Source organism: Bacillus sp. FJAT-42315, from assembly GCF_002797375.1.
In the GTDB taxonomy this organism is placed as follows: Bacteria; Bacillota; Bacilli; order Bacillales; family Domibacillaceae; genus Bacillus_CE.
The window spans coordinates 3323905-3342014 of record NZ_KZ454941.1 but is presented as its reverse complement, the minus strand read 5'-3'; the positions used below and the strand labels follow the sequence as shown (position 1 = coordinate 3342014).

Genomic DNA, 18110 nt, shown 5'->3' with positions numbered 1-18110 from the left:
ATATGTTTCATAAGGTTTGGAAAAATCCTGTATTTGTTATATCAGCTTCAATGATTTGTGTTTTCGTTTTGCTTGGAAGTTTGGTTCCAACGAGATTTGGAGACGTGGCTGGTGAATTGTTTACGATGACGACGATGAATTTTGGATGGTTTTATTTATTAGCTGTTTTTGTTATGGTTGTTTTTCTTATCGGGCTTGCGATGAGCAAGTATGGAAATATTCGTTTAGGAGGACAAGAGGAGAAACCGGAATTTCCGTTCTTTACGTGGATTGGTATGCTTTTTTCGGCTGGGTTTGGCGCTGGGTTAGTATTCTGGGGTGTGGCTGAGCCGATGAGTCACTTTTTCTCGACTCCGTTTGCCGGAGTGGAGCAGCAAACGCAGGAGGCCGCTCGTTTAGCAATGGGTTATTCCTTCTTTCATTGGGGAGTGAGTCAATGGTCAGTTTTCACAATTGTAGGCTTGGTAATCGGATTTTTGCAATTTCGCAAACAAAAAGATGGACTTGTTTCAACGGCGCTAGAGCCTGTCACCGGTCATAATCCGATTGTGAAGCATACAATTGATTCACTTGCTGTCATCGCGACGGTGATGGGAGTGGCTACTTCTTTAGGTTTGGGGGTTTTACAAATCAATGGTGGTATGAATGCTGTATTTGGGACGGAGCATTCAATGACCACTCAGCTCATCGTTATTTTAATCATGTTTGCGACATATATGTTGTCTTCAACAACCGGATTGAAAAAAGGGATTCGATATTTGAGTAACTTGAATTTAGGGTTAGCAATTGGCCTTTTATTATTCGTTTTCTTTACAGGTCCAACAGTGTTTATTTTAGAAACGTTTACGCTCGGAATTGGTGATTATTTAGGGCGTTTCATCGAATATAGTTTACGGTTGCAGCCATATCAAGGCGGGACTTGGGTGAGAGATTGGACGATTTTTTATTGGGCGTGGGCGATTGCTTGGTCGCCTTTCGTTGGAGCTTTTGTTGCACGGGTATCTAGGGGAAGAACGATTCGTCAGTTTATTGTAGGGGTGATGGTCGTCCCTCCATTAATTGCTTGCCTGTGGATTGCTGCCTTTGGAGGAACCGCATTATGGCATGATTTATATGAGAATACATCGATTGCTGAAGCGGTGAATGCCGATTTATCTTCTGCTCTTTTTCAAACATTTGAATACGTGCCATTAACAGGGCTGATTTCGGTACTTTCCATTTTGCTTATTTTCACCTTTATTATTACGTCGGCGGATTCAGCTAGTTATATTTTAGCTAGTATGACGACAAAAGGAAGCTTAACACCACCGATGTTTGCGAAGGTGGTATGGGGGATTTTGATTGCAGCTATTTCAGCAGTGTTATTGTATGCAGGTGGTCTGGAAGCTTTACAAACAGCTTCCCTCGTTTCAGCCTTGCCTTTTACAATCATTTTATTATTGTTAATGATCGCTATTACGAAATTACTTGGAAAAGAGCCTTTGCCGATTAAAAAAGCGGATATAAGAAGGTTTCGACGGTTAGAAGAGAAATCGAGACAAAGCCAATAATACGGATTAGTTAAGTTGTTAGAGCATGTCTCATATACAAATAGGTAATAAACAAAAAAGAAATCCACAAGTTTTTCGTATAGGGCTTGTGGATTTCTTTTTATTTCTCGTTTAAAAAATCGACTTCCACAATAATATAAACCAATTTTCTTTCTCAACGGATTCTTTAGCGACGATATTGACCGTAGCTTGTTTCTTCAGTTCTGATGTTAAGTATTGTTCAGTTGGCCCCGTGAGTTCCATTGTGCCGAGTTTTTTTCCTTTTTCAATCGGTGCTTGCATGCTTTCTTCATTTAGATGTAGTTTTCCTTTAGGCTGTTGGTCAGCTACTTTTGGGATCATCATACAAGATTTATTAGTCGTGTCGATGGCGATCGTTTCTTGTTTACCTTTTTCGACGTTTGGTTGTTGCACGTAGTCAGCCGGGTCTACAGATTGGCATTCCCATTGTTCAAAGCCGTAGTCGAGCAGTTTTTGCGTTTCCATAAACCGTGCTTTTGAACTTGGCTGCCCATCTTTTGTTTGTCCGCCGATCACGACAGAAATAAGTTCGATGTCGCCTCGTTTCGCGTGTCCAGTGAAGCCGTGTCCTGCTGCTTTGTTCATGCCAGTTTTCATTCCGAGAATGCCTTCATACGGATATTTCCCACTTGGTAGCATCTCGTTCGTGTTCACCATATCAATGACTAAATTGTCTGTTATGTAGAAAGACTTCGTCTCAGTTGTCTCCACAGCAAGTTCTTCTGGGAACTCTTTTGTTAAGTGGTAGGCGAGCAGAGCAAGATCCTTTGCTGACATATGGTTCTCATCTGTTGGGTTTGTGCCTTTTACTTCATATGGATGAATATCTTCATTATTTAATCCCGATGTATTCACAAAGTAAGAATCATGGAGCTTTAGTTGTTTTGCTTGTTCATTCATCATTTGTACGAATTGCTTATCTGTTTTTCCGGCCATTTCGCCAAGTGCCCGACTTGAAGCATTGGCGGAGACAATCATCATCGAGTCATATAATTCTTTAAACGTATATTCTTCACCTTGATAGAGGGGGATATTGCTTAATCCTGGCTTTGTCGATAACAGTTGATCGATTTCATGGGCTTTATACACATCATCCCATGAAAGTTTCTTCTCTTTTATTTGGTTGAGTACGACATATTGTGTCATCATTTTTGACATACTGGCAACAGGAAGGGATTGCTCAGCATTTTTTTCATAAAGGATTTTTCCGGTTTTAGCATCAACTAAAATAGCGGCTTTTGCATTAAGGTCAACTGGAGTTTTTGCGAGTGATGGTTGTGGTAACATCAAAATCATGAAGGTTATGCATACTAAGATGGCTGTCCATCTTCTGAGATGTTCGTTCATTAGGAGGCTCTCCTTTTCTATGTATTTAGCAAAAACCATTATAACATATGTGCATTGTTCTAAATGGTTTAAGGAAAACAAAACAACTAAACGGCACCGTATCTTGGCGCCGTTTAGTTAGTTTAAGCATTCTTTTTCAAGACTTCGGAAGTGGTAGTTGCTGATTGCCCCCACCATCCTTTTAATCGATAGACAGCAATAATAGCAATTCCTACAAGTAATAAGGTTGTTGGAAACACCCAAGGCAATCCGCTCATGTAGAGGATAGGGGCCATAGAAATAATCGTCATTTCGACAGGGATCATCCCTAAGTAAGCAATGGCGTAATCGTCCATCGTCTTGCTTTTGAGCTTAGGATCGACAATGCGTAAAAGGGCGAGGCCCATTGCCACGGTTCCGGTGCTCCATCCCCAACCGAACAATGATTTTTCAAACCAGTAGTGCTGAAAGATGTTTGGCCCGATGAAGCGGAAGATCATATACGCCCAAGCGATCCCAAAGGTAAATAGCAAGGTTAATGGTACGGCATAATCGACGACGACAGAGAGGTTAATCGATGCCATCCCGAAAGCGACAAGATAGTCTGTTGCGCTTCCTCCGATTCGGTTCATAATGTGATGGTCTACATATTGATCAGCACCCGTTTTTCTCAAAAGGGTTTGTAGAAGTAATCCGACGATGAAGGCGATGCTGAATAAAGGAAGAGCAATGTTGCCTAAAAAGTCTTGTGAGACATTCGATAGCCAATAAGCTACACCAACAACAAAAGCCGTTAGTGATAAATGAAGCACTAAAGGATCAATAGAGTTAGAGGAAACAGTCTCCTCTCCCATAGAGCTTCTGTTATGAGTTGGAACTAGTCCTGTTTTTAATTCATTAGGTAGGTCGTGGAAACTAGAAATAAAGTTTGTATGTCCTTTTTTAGTATGGCGTTTAATAATGAATAAGCCGCCAAGAATAGCTACTAATATCCCGACAGTAGCTGAAGTCATTCCTAATGTAAGAGCTTCTTCCCACCCTTGCTCACTGAATGCTTCTCCTAATGCAGCGGCTGTTCCGTGTCCCCCTAAAAACCCGGCTCCTAGCATTAACCCAAATCCAGCGTGTAAGTCACCGAATAGTTGATTAATGACGATAAGGCCAAATAATGCGCCTCCTCCCCACATGAGGGTAGTGAGCAACATCGAGTAAGACCACATGTTGCGAACGCGACCTAGTACATGCTTCATCTTCACTGTTTTGGCACCTATAGGAAGGGCAGCAAAGATGACAGCGATGAGCAAGCCTGGGTAGGTGGACATTTGCGCTGAGAAAGGTAAAATATTGAGGCCACTTGGACCTAATCCTAATCCTAAAAATCCAGCCAACATACTTGCTGGAAGAAATAAAGACTGTATCCACTTCACTTTTGCCCTAAGAATAGTGCTGATTAATAATAGTCCTGAAATAATACTAATATCTAACATGAGACTCCAAATTGAAAAATTATCCATATAGTTCCTCCTTTGATGTGTGAAAATTGTTGAAAAATTGAAGTTGTGATACTTCGGAATAAATAGTTGGGTGTGATGTCGATCTCTAGTAAGTTAAGGGTACTGCGTTGCATTACACGTTGTGCGGAGATAGACGAGAATCGTCCACGGGTTTTTAGACGTTCATCGCTTAATGATCAACCCAGTTAATAGAGGATGAGGCTTTTCCATAAAGGGGAATGGATCTTAAAAGGATATGTAATAGAATCTTCATTATTATTACATATTGCTTTAGAGAGAGCCTCTTTGATACCTAACAATTGCATTTAAAGCACATACTAAAATGTATTATACTCTTAAAATAGTTTAAGGTTCAATACAAATTTAATTTATTTGTATAAAATGGAAATTACAGGTGTTTGGGATCGTATTTAAAAAGGACAAGCTCATAACGACTTGTCCTCTTTCAAACAATAAACAATATACATAGCTTGACCTAGCATAAATAGCACAAACAAAGGAATAGACAAATATAAAATTCGCTTGTGCCAGTCTATATTTCCTTTCATCACAATGGCTGAAGCGATGAAGCTCATCAAAAAATTTACTATTACCATTAGAAAACCTCCTTTTTTAGGTGCCTGTCACTCCCCGAATTTTGTCTAATAATGAAACTTTTTCACCCTTTTGTCCGTAGGTATAGGTAGACCATTTTTGAAGGGAGTTTGTGTATGGGGAGTATTCTTTTATTTTCATTTATTGTAGGATGTGTTTCTGGGCTTGTTCTTATTCCTATTTCTAAACATAAACGAGAAGTGAAACGGCCAGTGAAAGGGTTAGTGATCGGAGCAATTGTTTTATTCGTGCCGCTCGTATTTGCTTTTTATTACATAACGAATATCGATCATCGTATCGCCGCTACTTGGCCGTTGTTGCTACTTGTGTCGGCTGTTGGAGCGGTGTTTGCGACTGGAACGGAGCGCTTAATTAAAGCGGGTATCTTCGCTGTCAGTTTGATTATCGGTATGTATTTCTTAACAGCATTTGTATTCAATGCGGATGAAAAATTTGAAGTAGCTAAAATGGAAGAGAAGGTAGAAATTAAGCCTTTCGATGAAAAAGAAACACCGGCAAGTGTACCACCGAAATTTGCACGAAATAAAATGAAAAAAGCCTTTGGTCAAGTACCGAATACAAGTTATTACGAGCTTGGCAGGCTGCAAATTCAAAAGGTAAATGGGGAATATGTGTATATTGCTCCAGTGGAGTTTTCGGGATTTTTCAAATGGTGGAATGGAGACAAAACACCGGGTTACTTTACGATCAGTGCTACCGATTCCTCGGCGAATCCTAAGTTTGTGAAGACGGACATGATCTATACTCCATCGGCCTATTTTAATAAAAATATTGAGCGCCATATTCGTATGAACTATCCGAAGTATATTTTTTATGGCGAGCCACAATTAGAGATTGATGATGAAGGGAAACCTCATTATATTCGCACATATGGTGAATTTATTTCCGCGCGTAACGGATTTAAGGTGAAAGGGATTGTATCGGTTGATCCGAAAACGGGCAAAACGGCCGCTTATTCGCCGTCTGAGATTCCCGATTTTATAGATGGGGCGATCTCTCCTGAAACGGTCAGTCTACAAAATAGTTATTACGGAAATTACGTCCATGGATTTTGGAACAGTATATTTGGTAAGTCAGATGTGAAGCTCCCTTCTGATGAAGGAACAGAGGTCAATGTCAGTCCGATTTTTAACGAGCAAGGTGAGATGTATTACTTTACTGACTTCACGAGTCCAAAAGAAGGTGTGGACTCTATGCTTGGGTACTCGCTGACAAATGCGAGAACAGGCAAGGCTACTTATTATACAGGAAACTTAGAAGAATCATATATGGATTCTCAAGGGGCTTTGCAAATTATTGAGAAGAAATTTATCGAGAAGAAATGGAAAGGACAAATGCCGATTCTCTATAATTTCTATGGGGAGGCTAGCTGGTTAACACCTGTATTGGATGCTAATGGTTTTCTGCAAAATTACTTTATCGTATCTGCTGCTAACCCAGAGATTTCTGTATCGGGTACGACGCCAAATGATGCATTAAAGCAATATAAAACAGCGTTGCAAAGAGGCGGAGGAGCAGTTAATGGCAGCTCGAAAGCAGAGGAAAAACAAGTTAGTGGAAAAGTTCTAAGAGTCTACAAAGAGAAATCTGGAGACTTTACGGTCGTTTCTTTCTTATTAGAGAACCGTCAAAATTATATCGTTTCTTCTGAAAATGCTCCAATCGCCATTTATTTAAAAGAAGGCGATCAAGTAAACGTGAAGTATTTAGAGACAGGAGAGCAATTTTTACCTGTTAAAGAACTAGTCATTAAAGGGTTAGAGTGATATTAAAAAAGCGCGATGATGAGTTCATCGTGCTTTTTTGATATTATTGGAAGATGATCTGTTTTTTTGTGAATAACTTGTGAACTTTTTATAAACGCTCTTTATACTCGAGCAGAATGATGCTATTATATAACAACTTAATTAATTCTGGCTGTGTATAGTCTCAGTTGAGTATAAACAAGTCTATGCTCCATTCTTTTATCTGAAATCCCCCACTTTTGGGCGTATAATCTGTGTGAATTTCCCTCCTTATTTAGGAGGTTATTTGTCGTTGCATTAATATAAAATAATTGTGTCAACAAAAATAAATCAGTATTTAAAATTACAAAGGTGTATGGAGGGAACAGATATGAGATTAAAAGATAAAGTGATCGTTGTAACAGGTGGTACAGGCGGTATCGGCAAAGAATCTGTTTTGAAAATGATTAAAGAAGGCGCTAAAGTTGTCGTTGGAGATATTAATGTTGAAAAAGGCAACGAAGTAGTAGCTGAAGTTAAACAAGCTGGTGGGGAAGCAACATTTGTTCAAACAGATGCATCGAAATATAGCGATGTTGAGAATTTAGTTCAAAAAACAGTTGATACTTACGGAACAATCGATGTTATGTTTAATAATGCGGGAATCGTTATTCCAAAGCCGTTGTTAGAGCATGTTCCTGAGAAAGATTACGATCCAGTCGTTTCCATTAACCAAAATGGAGTATACTACGGAATTTTAGCAGCAGCTAAAAAGATGGTTGAACTTGGTGTAAAGGGTACAATTATTAATACAGCATCTGTGTATGCAATGATGGCTGCCGAGTTAACGTTCTCTTACCATGCGTCAAAAGGTGCGGTTCTAATGATGACGAAATCCGCTGCTTTAGAACTATCGAAGCATAAGATCCGTGTAGTAGCGATTGCTCCAGGTCGTGTGGACACACCTATGTTACACGGTTTGAAAGATTTAGGTGTATGGGACAAGGTAGTGAGTGAGCAAATGCGCGGGTTGACTCAACCAGAAGAAATTGCCAACGTCGTTGCGTTTTTAGCTTCTGATGAATCCAATGTAATTAACGGTACATGTGTCATGGTTGAAGACGGATATACAAGCTTTAAAACACCTTTACTATAAAACTAACTTGAAATTAAGTAGGCTGTCTTAAAAGGGAAGTTCTCTTTTAAGACAGCCTTATTTATCCCGCATTAACGGGCTATAAGACCCCCACCTCAACATGGCAGAAGGAGCGCAGGCATGTAGGTGGGGGATCAACAGCCCGTAAACGCCCGATCTGTTCATCTAACAATCCGTGGGGAATGGAGAAAATCCCCACTGATTGAAGTTTCACTTTATTTTACATAGCCTTTTCGGAAGCCGATTGCTACGATTTGTGCTCGGTTTTTCGCATCGAATTTGACCATTAAATTACTTATATAATCTTTCACCGTATGCTCACTTAAATGTAATAATTCACCTATTTCTTTATTGTTACATCCTTCTGCTAATAAATGAAGAACATTCATTTCACGTTCCGTTATATGAAGATGGGGCTCCGTTGAAAATTCTTTATCACATCGTGTTAAATAAATGCCGATCCGATCTCCTACTTTTTCTAATATATCAATCATTTCAGGTTTGAATTCTAATTCTTCACCGACATTATCAAAAATGAGCCATCCGTAAAAAGTCCGGTCGAACACCGGAATAATGAAAAATGATTTTATATTGAACCATTTAATATATTTCTCATCAAGATATTGAGAAGGGTTCTTTATAAATACCGGCTTTTTAGTCAACATGGCGGTTTCAAGCGGTTTAAGGGCATGTAAAGGTTCTTTAATACTCTCCATCTTTGCAGGTTCTGCTCCAATCACGCCATGTACCTCTTTAGACCAAGGAATGTAAGAGTAAAATGAGCTCCGGTTAAATCCTAACAATTTCTCACAATGCTTCAAAATATGAATAAGATCATTCATTCCGTTCGAGCGAATCAAAAGTTCATCGATTTCCTCGATCAGTGACGTATGTTTAAATGTTTGTTTCAAAGATAAACCTGAATGAGATAATGACTGTTCCTTCGACAAATGAATCTGTTCGTTATATGTTGCCATGAGATGTGAGAGAATTTCTTGAATAGAGCTAATAACAGGCATCACTTTATTTGTTTTCATTTTTAAGATTAATGGCAACATCGCTTTCCATAATATAAATGAAAACGTTTGAAGTCTAGCGTTAGTTAGTAACGACAGATTAGGGTATAACCACATTTCGTAAAACTGTTGATAAAAAAGGTCGATTTCTTCTCTATATAAATGATGTTTAACTTTTGAAAATGAGTGAAAAAGTGAATCAGAAAGTGTTTGAAGAGCGACTTGCTCTTCTTCGGATAAAGAATCGTCGAAGACAATAAAAGTCGTAATGTTTTTTTCGATTGTAGTAGACTGACTTTGTAAAAATAGTGATAAATCATTGGCAGAGATTCTTTCGTTATGTTGGGTGACTCTTTTCATATGATCAATATCCTTCCTATTTATCTATTTGATTTTAACATATTTATTGAAGCGGTTTCATAAATCAGGTGGAAATTGAGCCTTTTGATGAAAAAAGAAACACAAGTAAGTGTTCTTGCCGAAATTTGCTCGCAACAAAACGAAGAAAGCGTATGGATGAGTAGAGAGAAGAGATGAAGAAAATCAGAAAAAGCTGCTTAAAAAGTGGATACTTTTGAGCAGCTTTTCTATTTGTAGAAGCATTTTGGTCCTACTTACCTATAAATCAATTTAACTATCATGCTTTTTTATACAATTGACACATTAACATTATACTATTTTTTGAATAACAGTTAAAAAAAGTATAATGTTTTGTTGTTTTTTAGGTTATTAGCAATTAATATGTTAAATAATATAGTATTTGTTTTTTATCATACTATTTATAAGTATTAGATTGAAATAGGTAAATATAAAGCTGGAGGATCAAATACCAACACAATTAGATTATAAAACAAATTATGTATTAAAAACTGGCGAGACTGTTACTGGTTATATGGCTTATCCATTTGGGAAATCAGATTTAACGAAAATTCAAGAATTGTCGACTGTAACGGTGATGGTACCTCCGGCGCTATTAGAACAAAATAAAGTCAATTCAGCTGTTGGTTCAGAAGGTAGGTTTAATCTAGCTTTAAATAAGGATGGAGCTGAAAAAGTAACGAGTAACAGTTCTTTTTATCAAGATAAAGCGACATTGAACAACATGGGTGAAAAGAAGATGCTGAAGGAAAAGAGCGGCATCAATGAAAGTCAGCAGTTAGGAGATGTCAATGTGACATTAGATGGTTACCAGTTTGCGGAGTTCACTCCAAATGAAGTAGAAGCACCTCGATTCACTTCTTTCCCGAATGGAGTCGTTTTATTGACAGTGAAGTTTCAACTAGATAATAAAGGAGCAGAGCAAATTGGCTTGTCATCGATGAGCTCAAAATTAATAGTCAATGATGGGGCTCAATATTCACGTAATGAGGGCATGCTATTGAACTATAAGTATAGTGAGGTCATCAATTCTGGGGAAAAGGGTGAGCTTTTACAAGTCTTCGTGTTAGATAAAGAACAGTACGAGAAAATTTGGAAAGACAAAGCTTTTGAACTTGAAATCGGCCCAATCAAAAATCAAGAAGCAAAAGATATTTCTAAAGGTAAAGTAGCAACCTTTACTTTACCAAATTAATTGAGGGAGTGCACGTCACTCCTTGAAGCATTTTATGATGATCATTCTCATAAAATCATAATGATAATAAAAAAGGAGGGTAGATTTATGCAGAGATATAGGCGCAGAAATACACCTGCTTTCACATGGTTATCTTATTTCACATTTTTTGCTGGAGTGGCTTTATTCAGTATTGGATTATACAATGAAGATAGTTTGGAGCTTAATGAGAAGGGGTACTATGTTGCAGTCATGATTCTCGTAGCAGTCGGTGCGATTTTAACTCAAAAAGTAACGAGAGATAACGCTGAGGATAATGAAATGATGGCTGAACAAGACAGAATGCAGAACTTATCCAATAAAGTCGATTAAAAAGAAGGTGCTAAAGAGGCACCTTCTTTTTTTAAACAAACCGTACATCTACTTGCAAAATTTCCGAGCGGCTCCCAATTCGAATCGGCGGTCCCCAAAAACCGAAGCCGGATGACACAAAAGCGTGTAGTTGTTCTTTTTGTAAGTAGCCCCAGTCGAGCTCATACATTTTCTTAGTAATCAAATGATTTGGAGCCATTTGTCCGCGATGAGTATGGCCAGAGAATAAAATATCCACGCCGCTTTCTTGCGCTTGTTTCAGCTCAAACGGCTGGTGATCCATGGCGATAATTGGATAAGCACGATCGACATTTGTCAGCAGGTCGGCAAATGATTGTCTGTCTTTATCCGTTTTATCTTTGCGGCCGATGAGATGAAAGCTATGATCGATCGTTAGTTTTTCATCTAACATAATATTAATATTGATCTTCTTCATTTCCTCAATAAATTCCGCAACTTGCCCGCCGTACACACCTAATGGAGCCTGCAATTCGCCCATGATCGTGCTCATGTTTTTACGCTTAAAAGCTTCAAGGTCGTCATCAATGATATCGCCAGGTAAAAGAATTAAGTCGGGTTCGATATCTTTCACTTTTTGGATGAGTCTCTTTAAGTGAGAGGTTCCGGATAGTGCACCGAAATGCATATCAGAGGCCATGGCAATACGTAACGAGTCTCGATTGCCTTGCTTCTTCGGCACGTTAATCTGATAGGTTCTGATCACAGGGCTGTAAGCATTAAATAATCCGTAAGCAAAAATGATCATGAATAGGGCAAGTGTTACATTTCCAACGACCAAAATCGCTGTAGATAGCGGAACGGAAGCAAGTGTTAACAGAAACACAGCGAGGTCCGCTAACGGCAAAAGTAAGAGACTGTATTGAATGACGGCTAACCAAATGTAGCCGATCACGCGAAAGTTGGATAAAAACTTCGTCATTCGACTAGCGATAAAAGAATACGAAAGAAAAATAAAAAGCACGCTATACAGCAATGGGTTTTGGGCATCAAAAGCCACCTTTAGCCACACCCATCCATTCCAGCCGATATAAAACAATAAACTATTAAATAGAAGAAGTATGAGAATAAAATGAACCGTTTTAAATTTTGTCATCCACTGTTTCTCCTTTTTGAGGTTGTACTTGATTTTAACATACCTAATGGAGTGGTTTCAGAGGTTTGGATTGTTGGAGAAATAGAGTGAGGGTATTGTTTGTACAAAAAATCTGCCCCCAACTTAGTTGAGGGCGATCTTTTATGATTATTTTCCGATCATTAATTTATGATTATGGAACAGTTTATTAGCAATTGGGAAGATCAGAACGATCAAAATGAGGTAGCTGGCAACGGCCACTCCAAATGCTGCGAATGTCATTTGGTCATTAAATGAATCTCTTACGAAAAGGAACAAGTTAAGGGCAGGAATCGCATATAGCTTGAGATTTAAAGATTCTTCAATGAATGTAATTGCAAGTAACGGAAACGTCATACAACCTACAACGGGAGTTATATAGTAGCCAGCTTCCTTCACTGAATTCGCCAGCATGCTTAATATCATTTCAATTTCGGTGATGAAGACGGCAAATAAGATAATAAGAACGGCGCTCATTCCAATGAATGCTCCTAAGTTTGGAATGATTTCAATTCCCTTTTTCAGCTCTGTTGTAAAGTTAATCTCGATGCCCATAATAACGAGACAAAGCAACCCGGTAAAAATACCAAGCAATGAGATCGTCAACCATTTAGCTAGTAATATTTTTATCGGTTTGACTGGTGCAATTAACAATGCTTCCATCGTTTTCTTTTCTTTTTCTCCAGCAAATAGCTCGGTTGCTGCAGGATAGGAACCGTTGGCAATAGCGACTGAAATTAACAGCGGCAATAAAATGGCTAGCATGTAAGAAGCGGCGGCATTATCTTCATTTTTAGTTGGTACTTCTTTCATGTTAAATACTTGAATCACTTCTGTAGGTATTTCTTTGTCTGCTAGTCGCACTTGAGTCTCTTGCGTTTGCCATTGGGATAAAGCACTCATGATCACATTTAGAGCGCCTGATGACTCTTGGCTACCAGGATCATAGATGATCTCTACGTCAATGGGGATTTGTTGCTCAAATTGTGTTTTCCATTCAGGTGCTACCTTTAGCCCAATTTGTACTTCTTTGTCTTCAACGGCTTGTTTCATCTCATTTGTTTTCTTAATATCGGCATCTGGTATCAATGTTTCAAGTTGAGTTACAAAGGTGGAATCTAAGTCAGGCTCAATAGCTAGCGTAAATTCGGTATTATCATCGTGCATGCTTAACAGTTTTTCATAAACGAAAGTTAATGCTGACATCATGACAAGAGGGAGGATAATGAGTAAAGTAATACTTCGTTTATCACGTAACACATCCTTCATCTCTTTTAGAAAAATTGTTTTAAACATATAAATCCCCCCTGACGATCTTTGATGTGAATAAGTAGTTTAAGTCACGACTTTTCTCTTGTTCATATAGCTCTTCCAATCCACCTTCATAGACGATTTGTCCTTTATGCATCATAATGACATCCTCACAAAGGTGGGCGATTTCATCCATAATATGAGTCGAGAAAATAATCGTTTTTCCCTCTTTTTTGTATTGATAAATGACTTCTCGAAAGATATTAGATGAGGTAATATCAAGCCCAGTCGTTGGCTCATCGAATAATAAAATATCGGGATCATGGATTAACGTGCGAGCAATGGCAACCTTTTGTTTCATTCCTTTAGAAAACCCTTCTACTTTGCGATCTAAGTATTTGCGCATCCCAAATCGTTTAGAAAGCATATCAATTTGATTTTTCGTTTCATGGGCTGTCATACCGTAAAGGCTGCCGAAATATTCAAGATTTTCCCGAGCAGTTAACCGATTATAAAGGCCGGTTTCCGCTCCGAAGAGGACGCCTAGTCGAGAGCGAACCTGTTCTTTATGTTTAAAATTATCCATGCCATCAATCGTGATCGTGCCTTCATCTGGTTGAACAAGTGTACAAATCATGCGTAGTAACGTCGTTTTACCAGCACCGTTTTCACCGATTAATCCGACCACATGCCCTTTTTTTACAGAGAAGGACACATAATCAATCGCCTTTACTATTTGTTTCTTGTCTTTAAATTGCTTGGATACATTTTCAATATGGATCAATGCTTCTCACTCCTTTTCGCTGTTTTCTTACGCTTATTGTATCGAATACAGTTTTTTTGTCTGCGATTATGTTGTGAAGGGGGCTTTACTTGTCGTGAAAAGGTCTGTTTTTCCATTCGTTTGTATTATAATATTGGTAAATTTGTAAAAGGGGCTATAATTGATGATTAAGGCAGGCATTGTCGATGACCGCAAAATTGACCTCGATAAATTGCGGTTTTTATTAAAAGATATAGAAGATATTGAGCTCGTGTTTGCGACGACAAACTCAGAGGAGGCTTACGAAGAAATACAGAAGCAAGAGATTAATTTATTAATAGCCGATATTGAAATGCCTGGGATTTCTGGTTATGAATTAGCTGACTTTATTGATACACACGGGTTATTAGTAACGGTTATTTTCATCACGGCTAAAAGTGGTTATGCTGTACATGCCTTTGAATTGAATGTGCATGACTACATTATGAAGCCTTATACGAAGGAGAGGCTTTTGCAGTCACTCGAACGTTATCGAAAGAAACAGCATTCGGGAAATGTAACGGGCAGACTTGTGTTAAAGCATAAGGGACATATTGAAATGGTACCGAAAAAAGAAATTATTTTTATTGAACGAACAGGACGGACATCCACGATCCATACGACGCGTGGAACACATGAAGCGTATTTAACGCTGAACGAGCTAGAAGGCAGTTTGCGCGAGCACCATTTCATTCGCTCTCATCGCTCGTTTATCATTAATTTGCATTACGTGAAAAGCTTCTCTCTTTATTCGAAAAAATCATACAGCGCTTCCTTTGAAGGAACGAAAGCAACAGCGATCGTCACGAAAGAAATGATTGATCATTTACAAACGTACTATTTTTAAGGAGGGTCCCTACGTGTCTATCTTTCTCACACTAATTATTTGGCTGTTAGCTATCGTATGGACCGCTTCTTTACATAGTTTTTGGATGATGGGCTTATTGATTGGCTTAGCAGTGGTGCAGTTGGTGGATACTTGGAGGAAGCAGCAGGAGTATCCGCGAGCGTGGCAGTGGACATTGCTCGGTTTGCAAGTGGCTTGGCTAGTCGCCACTTATTGGACAACTGAGCCATATCTTCTAGCAGGTCTGTTTATACAGTGGATTGGAATGAAGGTAATGGCATGTCCCCTTCAGATCGCAAAAGAAAAACAAGCCGTTTGGCAAAACAGTTATGATCAGCAAGCGGCTTTATTAAATGAACTAAGGCATCAGCGCCATGATTTACATAAACATTTGACGGCGATGCAATATGCGAGTAGCGGTTCTATTCATTCCTATGAAGAAAGCTTGCAAAATCGCCATGCCGAGATTGATCATGTGTTGCGAAGTGAGATAAATGTCGTTGCCGGGGCATTATATGCATATCAACAGCAGGCAAAGGAAAAAGATCTTTCGCTTTATTATCATATACAACAGGCGATTTCCGGCCTTCCACTGCCAGAGCATGAGCTCGTCTCTTTGCTAAGTAACGTTTTGTGTAACGCTCTAGAAGCGGCCGAACAATATCAGCTGCAAACGCAAAATAAAGCTCGTGTCCAGCTCACTTGTCGCAAACAAAGTGGGATTTGGGTCATCGTTTGTCAAAATCATACGATTCCTTTAGCAAATGAAACAATCGAACGGATATACACGAAGCGAGCCATATCAACAAAAGACGATTCTCACGAAGGACTCGGTACACAGCAAATCCAGAGAATTGTTACACAAGCCTCGGGGAATTTAGACTTTATTGCAAAAGGTGAACAATTCACATTGAAAATTAAAATTCCTGATATACAATCAAGTCATTCAAATGATTAGGGTGTATTTGGATAAAAGAGCGCTGGATGATATAGTGATAGTAGTAACCAATTAATAGGAGGGTGGTTCCTTTTGAGTGCATGGGTTGCTTTAGTGATCGTCAGCTTGGCTGTGCTTGTAGACTGCTTTTGGTTGGATATCGACGGGAAAAGATGGGGCTGGATGAAAAGTTGGTCTAAAACTTACAAGATACTATTTTTTGCAGGTTTTATCGCTGTTTCTATTGCTATCTATCTTGCTTTAGGTGTGGAGTATGTTTAAAGTCAACATTTTAGGTGTTGGCTTTTTTGTTTTTAGAAGCGTATGTATTATGGTATTTGCTTTTTCGATTGATGAAAAAGACTTTGATCAAGTGCTTGATCAGCTAAGAAACTTAAATGTGAATAACCTTCCTAGTTGTTTAAGAACCGATCAAGATGGTCAAAAATTTGAATTTCATACAGGTACTTTACAAGACCAACTAGATCACTACAAACAAGAGAAGCAACATACGAAGTTTTATATTGAAAGAACCATTTAACAAGAACATTCCAATCCCTTCCTGTATAATGGTATTATTTACTTATTATGTATACATATAGAGCCAGTCACAGAAGGGATGAAGGGTGTGTCATATTCGAATATAGTCAAGGGGACTTTGTTACTTAGTAGTGCCACTTTAATATGCAGAATATTAGGGTTTATTTACTTTTTTCCTTTTCAGCTGTTAGTTGGGGTAGAGGGGGTCGCTGTATATACTGCTGCGTATAGTTGGTATGGCGTGTTGTTGAGTTTTGCCACGGCTGGTATGCCCCTGGCTGTATCAAAGTTTGTAGCGAAATATAACGCCATGGGGGATTATGAAACGAGCCGAAAAATGTATCGGGCTAGCTTTCTATTGATGGTTGTTTTAGGAGCGATCGGTTTTTTAGCTTTGTACATATTAGCTCCTTATATTTCAAGTTTGATGATTCGGTCAGAACAGCCAAGTCAATCCTTTCTTGATTCGTTAACATTGACGATGCGGGCGTTAAGTTTTGCTTTGTTGATTGTGCCGCCGATGAGTATTACACGAGGTTATTTTCAAGGGTTTCAACAGATGAAGCCGACTGCTTATTCGCAACTAATGGAGCAAGTTGTTCGCGTGGTGTTTATATTAGCAGGTAGCTTTTTTGTTGTTCGTGTGATGGGAGGGCCGATGAAATGGTCTGTCGCTGTGGCGACTTTTGGAGCGGTCGTTGGTGCGTTAGCAAGTGTGTTCGTCTTAGTTTATTTTTGGAAAAAGTATAATGGCTTAAAAGTAGTGACCGAAAAGAAGGCGACCACTTTAACGACTAGAGCAATGTTTTTAGAGCTATCCAAATATTCTTTTCCTATCGTTATGGTAGGGGTCGCCATTCCTTTATATACTTTGATCGATCAATATACGGTGGCTGATATTTTGAGGGGAATGGGCTATTCAGAGAAGGAAGCGAAAGCGGTGTTTGCCTATGTGACGAACTACTCGCAAAAGCTGATGATGATTCCAATCTCGTTGGCGACAGGGCTTGCACTAAGTATTATGCCAGCCATTACGCAAGCGTTTGTTGAGCAAAAAACAGAAGATCTCAAACAGCAAATTTCAAAAATTTATCAGTTATTGTTGTTATTTACGATTCCGGCAGCTGTCGGATTAGCTGTTCTGTCTTATGATATTTTTCGAGTGATTTATATTAATCTCGAAGTGGCTATAGAAGGTTCTCCTTATTTAGTCACATCCGCTCCTGTGGCGGTATTAGCGGCTGTTTTTACTGTTTCCGCAGCGATATTACAAGGGTTAGATTTGCAGAAAAATACGATTTACGCGACGATGGCAGGTGTGGTTTGTAAGCTTTTATTCAATCCTATGCTTTTGCATCTATTTGAAGGGCATGGAGCTATTGTTGGTACGATGATTGGTTTTTCCGTTTCGAATCTTATTATGGTTGTGATTATTGTCAAACATACGAAGCTTCACCTACTCGCTTTAGTGAAAAATCTCTTTTTCATTTGTGTATACGCCCTTATGATGATGACTAGTATTCTATTATTGAAATGGGGAGGAGCTTTCATGTTAGATGGAGAGCGGTATATCGATTCGTTGATGATTGTTCTTGCTAGTGTAGGAGTCGGCATTTTTGTCTATTCTGCTTTGGTTATGAAAAGCTCGCATGCGTTAGATGCTGACACGAAAAGGATGATCTTACATAAACTGAAGCTGCCTACATTTGATCGTGGATAATAGCCATTAACCGACAAATACAGTAAAATAGTGAT

The 18110-nt window shown here is 38.8% G+C and carries 15 protein-coding genes and 2 pseudogenes; 10 read left to right on the top strand and 7 right to left on the bottom strand.

Annotation, left to right across the window (positions count from 1 at the left end; all coding sequences use genetic code 11):
• Window positions 1-2 precede the first annotated feature (2 nt).
• Window positions 3-1550: a BCCT family transporter gene (locus tag CEF22_RS16250; RefSeq protein ID WP_100403694.1), complete on the top strand. Its 1548-nt coding sequence runs from the start codon at window positions 3-5 to the stop codon at window positions 1548-1550.
• A 111-nt stretch (window positions 1551-1661) separates the two neighbouring features.
• Here CEF22_RS16250 and CEF22_RS16245 read toward each other — a convergent pair whose 3' ends face one another.
• The 3 genes from CEF22_RS16245 to CEF22_RS18610 all read right to left on the bottom strand — a co-directional run bounded on the left by CEF22_RS16245 (window position 1662) and on the right by CEF22_RS18610 (window position 5007).
• Entirely contained in the window at window positions 1662-2918 is a 1257-nt protein-coding gene (locus CEF22_RS16245; RefSeq protein WP_198508085.1) for a D-alanyl-D-alanine carboxypeptidase family protein, read from the bottom strand.
• Window positions 2919-3040: 122 nt separating this feature from the next.
• Complete coding sequence (locus tag CEF22_RS16240; RefSeq protein WP_100403692.1) at window positions 3041-4411, bottom strand: sodium/glutamate symporter; 1371 nt, start codon at window positions 4409-4411, stop codon at window positions 3041-3043.
• A 425-nt stretch (window positions 4412-4836) separates the two neighbouring features.
• Window positions 4837-5007, bottom strand: coding sequence for a hypothetical protein (locus CEF22_RS18610; RefSeq protein WP_157843256.1), 171 nt, complete (start codon window positions 5005-5007; stop codon window positions 4837-4839).
• 114 nt (window positions 5008-5121) lie between these two features.
• Between CEF22_RS18610 and CEF22_RS16235 the strand changes: the two genes are divergently transcribed.
• Window positions 5122-6792 carry a voltage-gated chloride channel family protein gene (locus CEF22_RS16235; protein WP_100403691.1) on the top strand — a complete coding sequence of 557 codons (1671 nt, stop codon included), beginning with the start codon at window positions 5122-5124 and terminating at the stop codon, window positions 6790-6792.
• Between the two features lie 349 nt (window positions 6793-7141).
• The gene (locus CEF22_RS16230) at window positions 7142-7906 is read left to right on the top strand and encodes an SDR family NAD(P)-dependent oxidoreductase (protein WP_100403690.1); all 765 of its coding nucleotides are present in this window, start codon (window positions 7142-7144) and stop codon (window positions 7904-7906) included.
• A 215-nt stretch (window positions 7907-8121) separates the two neighbouring features.
• Here CEF22_RS16230 and CEF22_RS16225 read toward each other — a convergent pair whose 3' ends face one another.
• Window positions 8122-9282: a LuxR C-terminal-related transcriptional regulator gene (locus CEF22_RS16225; protein ID WP_100403689.1), complete on the bottom strand. Its 1161-nt coding sequence runs from the start codon at window positions 9280-9282 to the stop codon at window positions 8122-8124.
• 448 nt (window positions 9283-9730) lie between these two features.
• On the opposite strand from CEF22_RS16225, the pseudogene CEF22_RS16220 reads away from it, so the two are divergent.
• Together CEF22_RS16220 and CEF22_RS16215 are read left to right on the top strand one after the other, a co-directional pair.
• Window positions 9731-10495, top strand: a pseudogene (locus CEF22_RS16220) (DUF4352 domain-containing protein); the annotation flags it as partial.
• A gap of 87 nt (window positions 10496-10582) precedes the next feature.
• Window positions 10583-10846 (top strand): YiaA/YiaB family inner membrane protein, encoded by a 264-nt coding sequence (locus tag CEF22_RS16215; protein ID WP_100403687.1) that lies wholly within the window; start codon window positions 10583-10585, stop codon window positions 10844-10846.
• A gap of 31 nt (window positions 10847-10877) precedes the next feature.
• On the opposite strand, the gene CEF22_RS16210 is transcribed toward CEF22_RS16215, so the two are convergent.
• From CEF22_RS16210 to CEF22_RS16200, 3 genes are all read right to left on the bottom strand, one after another.
• Window positions 10878-11960: a metallophosphoesterase gene (locus CEF22_RS16210; protein WP_100403686.1), complete on the bottom strand. Its 1083-nt coding sequence runs from the start codon at window positions 11958-11960 to the stop codon at window positions 10878-10880.
• A 147-nt stretch (window positions 11961-12107) separates the two neighbouring features.
• Window positions 12108-13274 carry an ABC transporter permease gene (locus tag CEF22_RS16205; protein ID WP_100403685.1) on the bottom strand — a complete coding sequence of 389 codons (1167 nt, stop codon included), beginning with the start codon at window positions 13272-13274 and terminating at the stop codon, window positions 12108-12110.
• Complete coding sequence (locus CEF22_RS16200) at window positions 13267-14013, bottom strand: ATP-binding cassette domain-containing protein (RefSeq protein WP_100403684.1); 747 nt, start codon at window positions 14011-14013, stop codon at window positions 13267-13269. The genes CEF22_RS16205 and CEF22_RS16200 overlap by 8 nt, the downstream gene beginning before the upstream one ends.
• Window positions 14014-14176: 163 nt before the next feature.
• Here CEF22_RS16200 and CEF22_RS16195 point away from each other — a divergent pair, with 163 nt between their 5' ends.
• The 5 genes and pseudogenes from CEF22_RS16195 (at window position 14177) to CEF22_RS16175 (ending at window position 18075) form a co-directional block, all read left to right on the top strand.
• A complete protein-coding gene (locus CEF22_RS16195) occupies window positions 14177-14878 on the top strand; it encodes a LytR/AlgR family response regulator transcription factor (protein ID WP_100403683.1) in 702 nt (233 codons plus the stop codon).
• Window positions 14879-14891: 13 nt separating this feature from the next.
• Window positions 14892-15836 (top strand): GHKL domain-containing protein, encoded by a 945-nt coding sequence (locus tag CEF22_RS16190; RefSeq protein WP_100403682.1) that lies wholly within the window; start codon window positions 14892-14894, stop codon window positions 15834-15836.
• A 72-nt stretch (window positions 15837-15908) separates the two neighbouring features.
• Window positions 15909-16097, top strand: a complete 189-nt coding sequence (locus tag CEF22_RS16185) for a hypothetical protein (protein ID WP_100403681.1) — start codon at window positions 15909-15911, stop codon at window positions 16095-16097.
• A 58-nt stretch (window positions 16098-16155) separates the two neighbouring features.
• Window positions 16156-16356: pseudogene (locus CEF22_RS16180) on the top strand (metallothiol transferase FosB); the annotation flags it as partial.
• Window positions 16357-16443: 87 nt separating this feature from the next.
• Window positions 16444-18075, top strand: coding sequence for a putative polysaccharide biosynthesis protein (locus CEF22_RS16175; RefSeq protein WP_442857376.1), 1632 nt, complete (start codon window positions 16444-16446; stop codon window positions 18073-18075).
• The last annotated feature ends 35 nt before the right edge of the window (window positions 18076-18110 follow it).

Excerpts from the sequence above, each read along its gene's own strand:
- CEF22_RS16250 (WP_100403694.1), top strand. The coding sequence starts at position 3 with ATGTTTCATAAGGTTTGGAAAAATCCTGTATTTGTTATATCAGCTTCA.
- CEF22_RS16245 (WP_198508085.1), bottom strand. The coding sequence starts at position 2,918 with ATGAACGAACATCTCAGAAGATGGACAGCCATCTTAGTATGCATAACC.
- CEF22_RS16240 (WP_100403692.1), bottom strand. The coding sequence starts at position 4,411 with ATGGATAATTTTTCAATTTGGAGTCTCATGTTAGATATTAGTATTATT.
- CEF22_RS18610 (WP_157843256.1), bottom strand. The coding sequence starts at position 5,007 with ATGGTAATAGTAAATTTTTTGATGAGCTTCATCGCTTCAGCCATTGTG.
- CEF22_RS16235 (WP_100403691.1), top strand. The coding sequence starts at position 5,122 with ATGGGGAGTATTCTTTTATTTTCATTTATTGTAGGATGTGTTTCTGGG.
- CEF22_RS16230 (WP_100403690.1), top strand. The coding sequence starts at position 7,142 with ATGAGATTAAAAGATAAAGTGATCGTTGTAACAGGTGGTACAGGCGGT.
- CEF22_RS16225 (WP_100403689.1), bottom strand. The coding sequence starts at position 9,282 with ATGAAAAGAGTCACCCAACATAACGAAAGAATCTCTGCCAATGATTTA.
- CEF22_RS16215 (WP_100403687.1), top strand. The coding sequence starts at position 10,583 with ATGCAGAGATATAGGCGCAGAAATACACCTGCTTTCACATGGTTATCT.
- CEF22_RS16210 (WP_100403686.1), bottom strand. The coding sequence starts at position 11,960 with ATGACAAAATTTAAAACGGTTCATTTTATTCTCATACTTCTTCTATTT.
- CEF22_RS16205 (WP_100403685.1), bottom strand. The coding sequence starts at position 13,274 with ATGTTTAAAACAATTTTTCTAAAAGAGATGAAGGATGTGTTACGTGAT.
- CEF22_RS16195 (WP_100403683.1), top strand. The coding sequence starts at position 14,177 with ATGATTAAGGCAGGCATTGTCGATGACCGCAAAATTGACCTCGATAAA.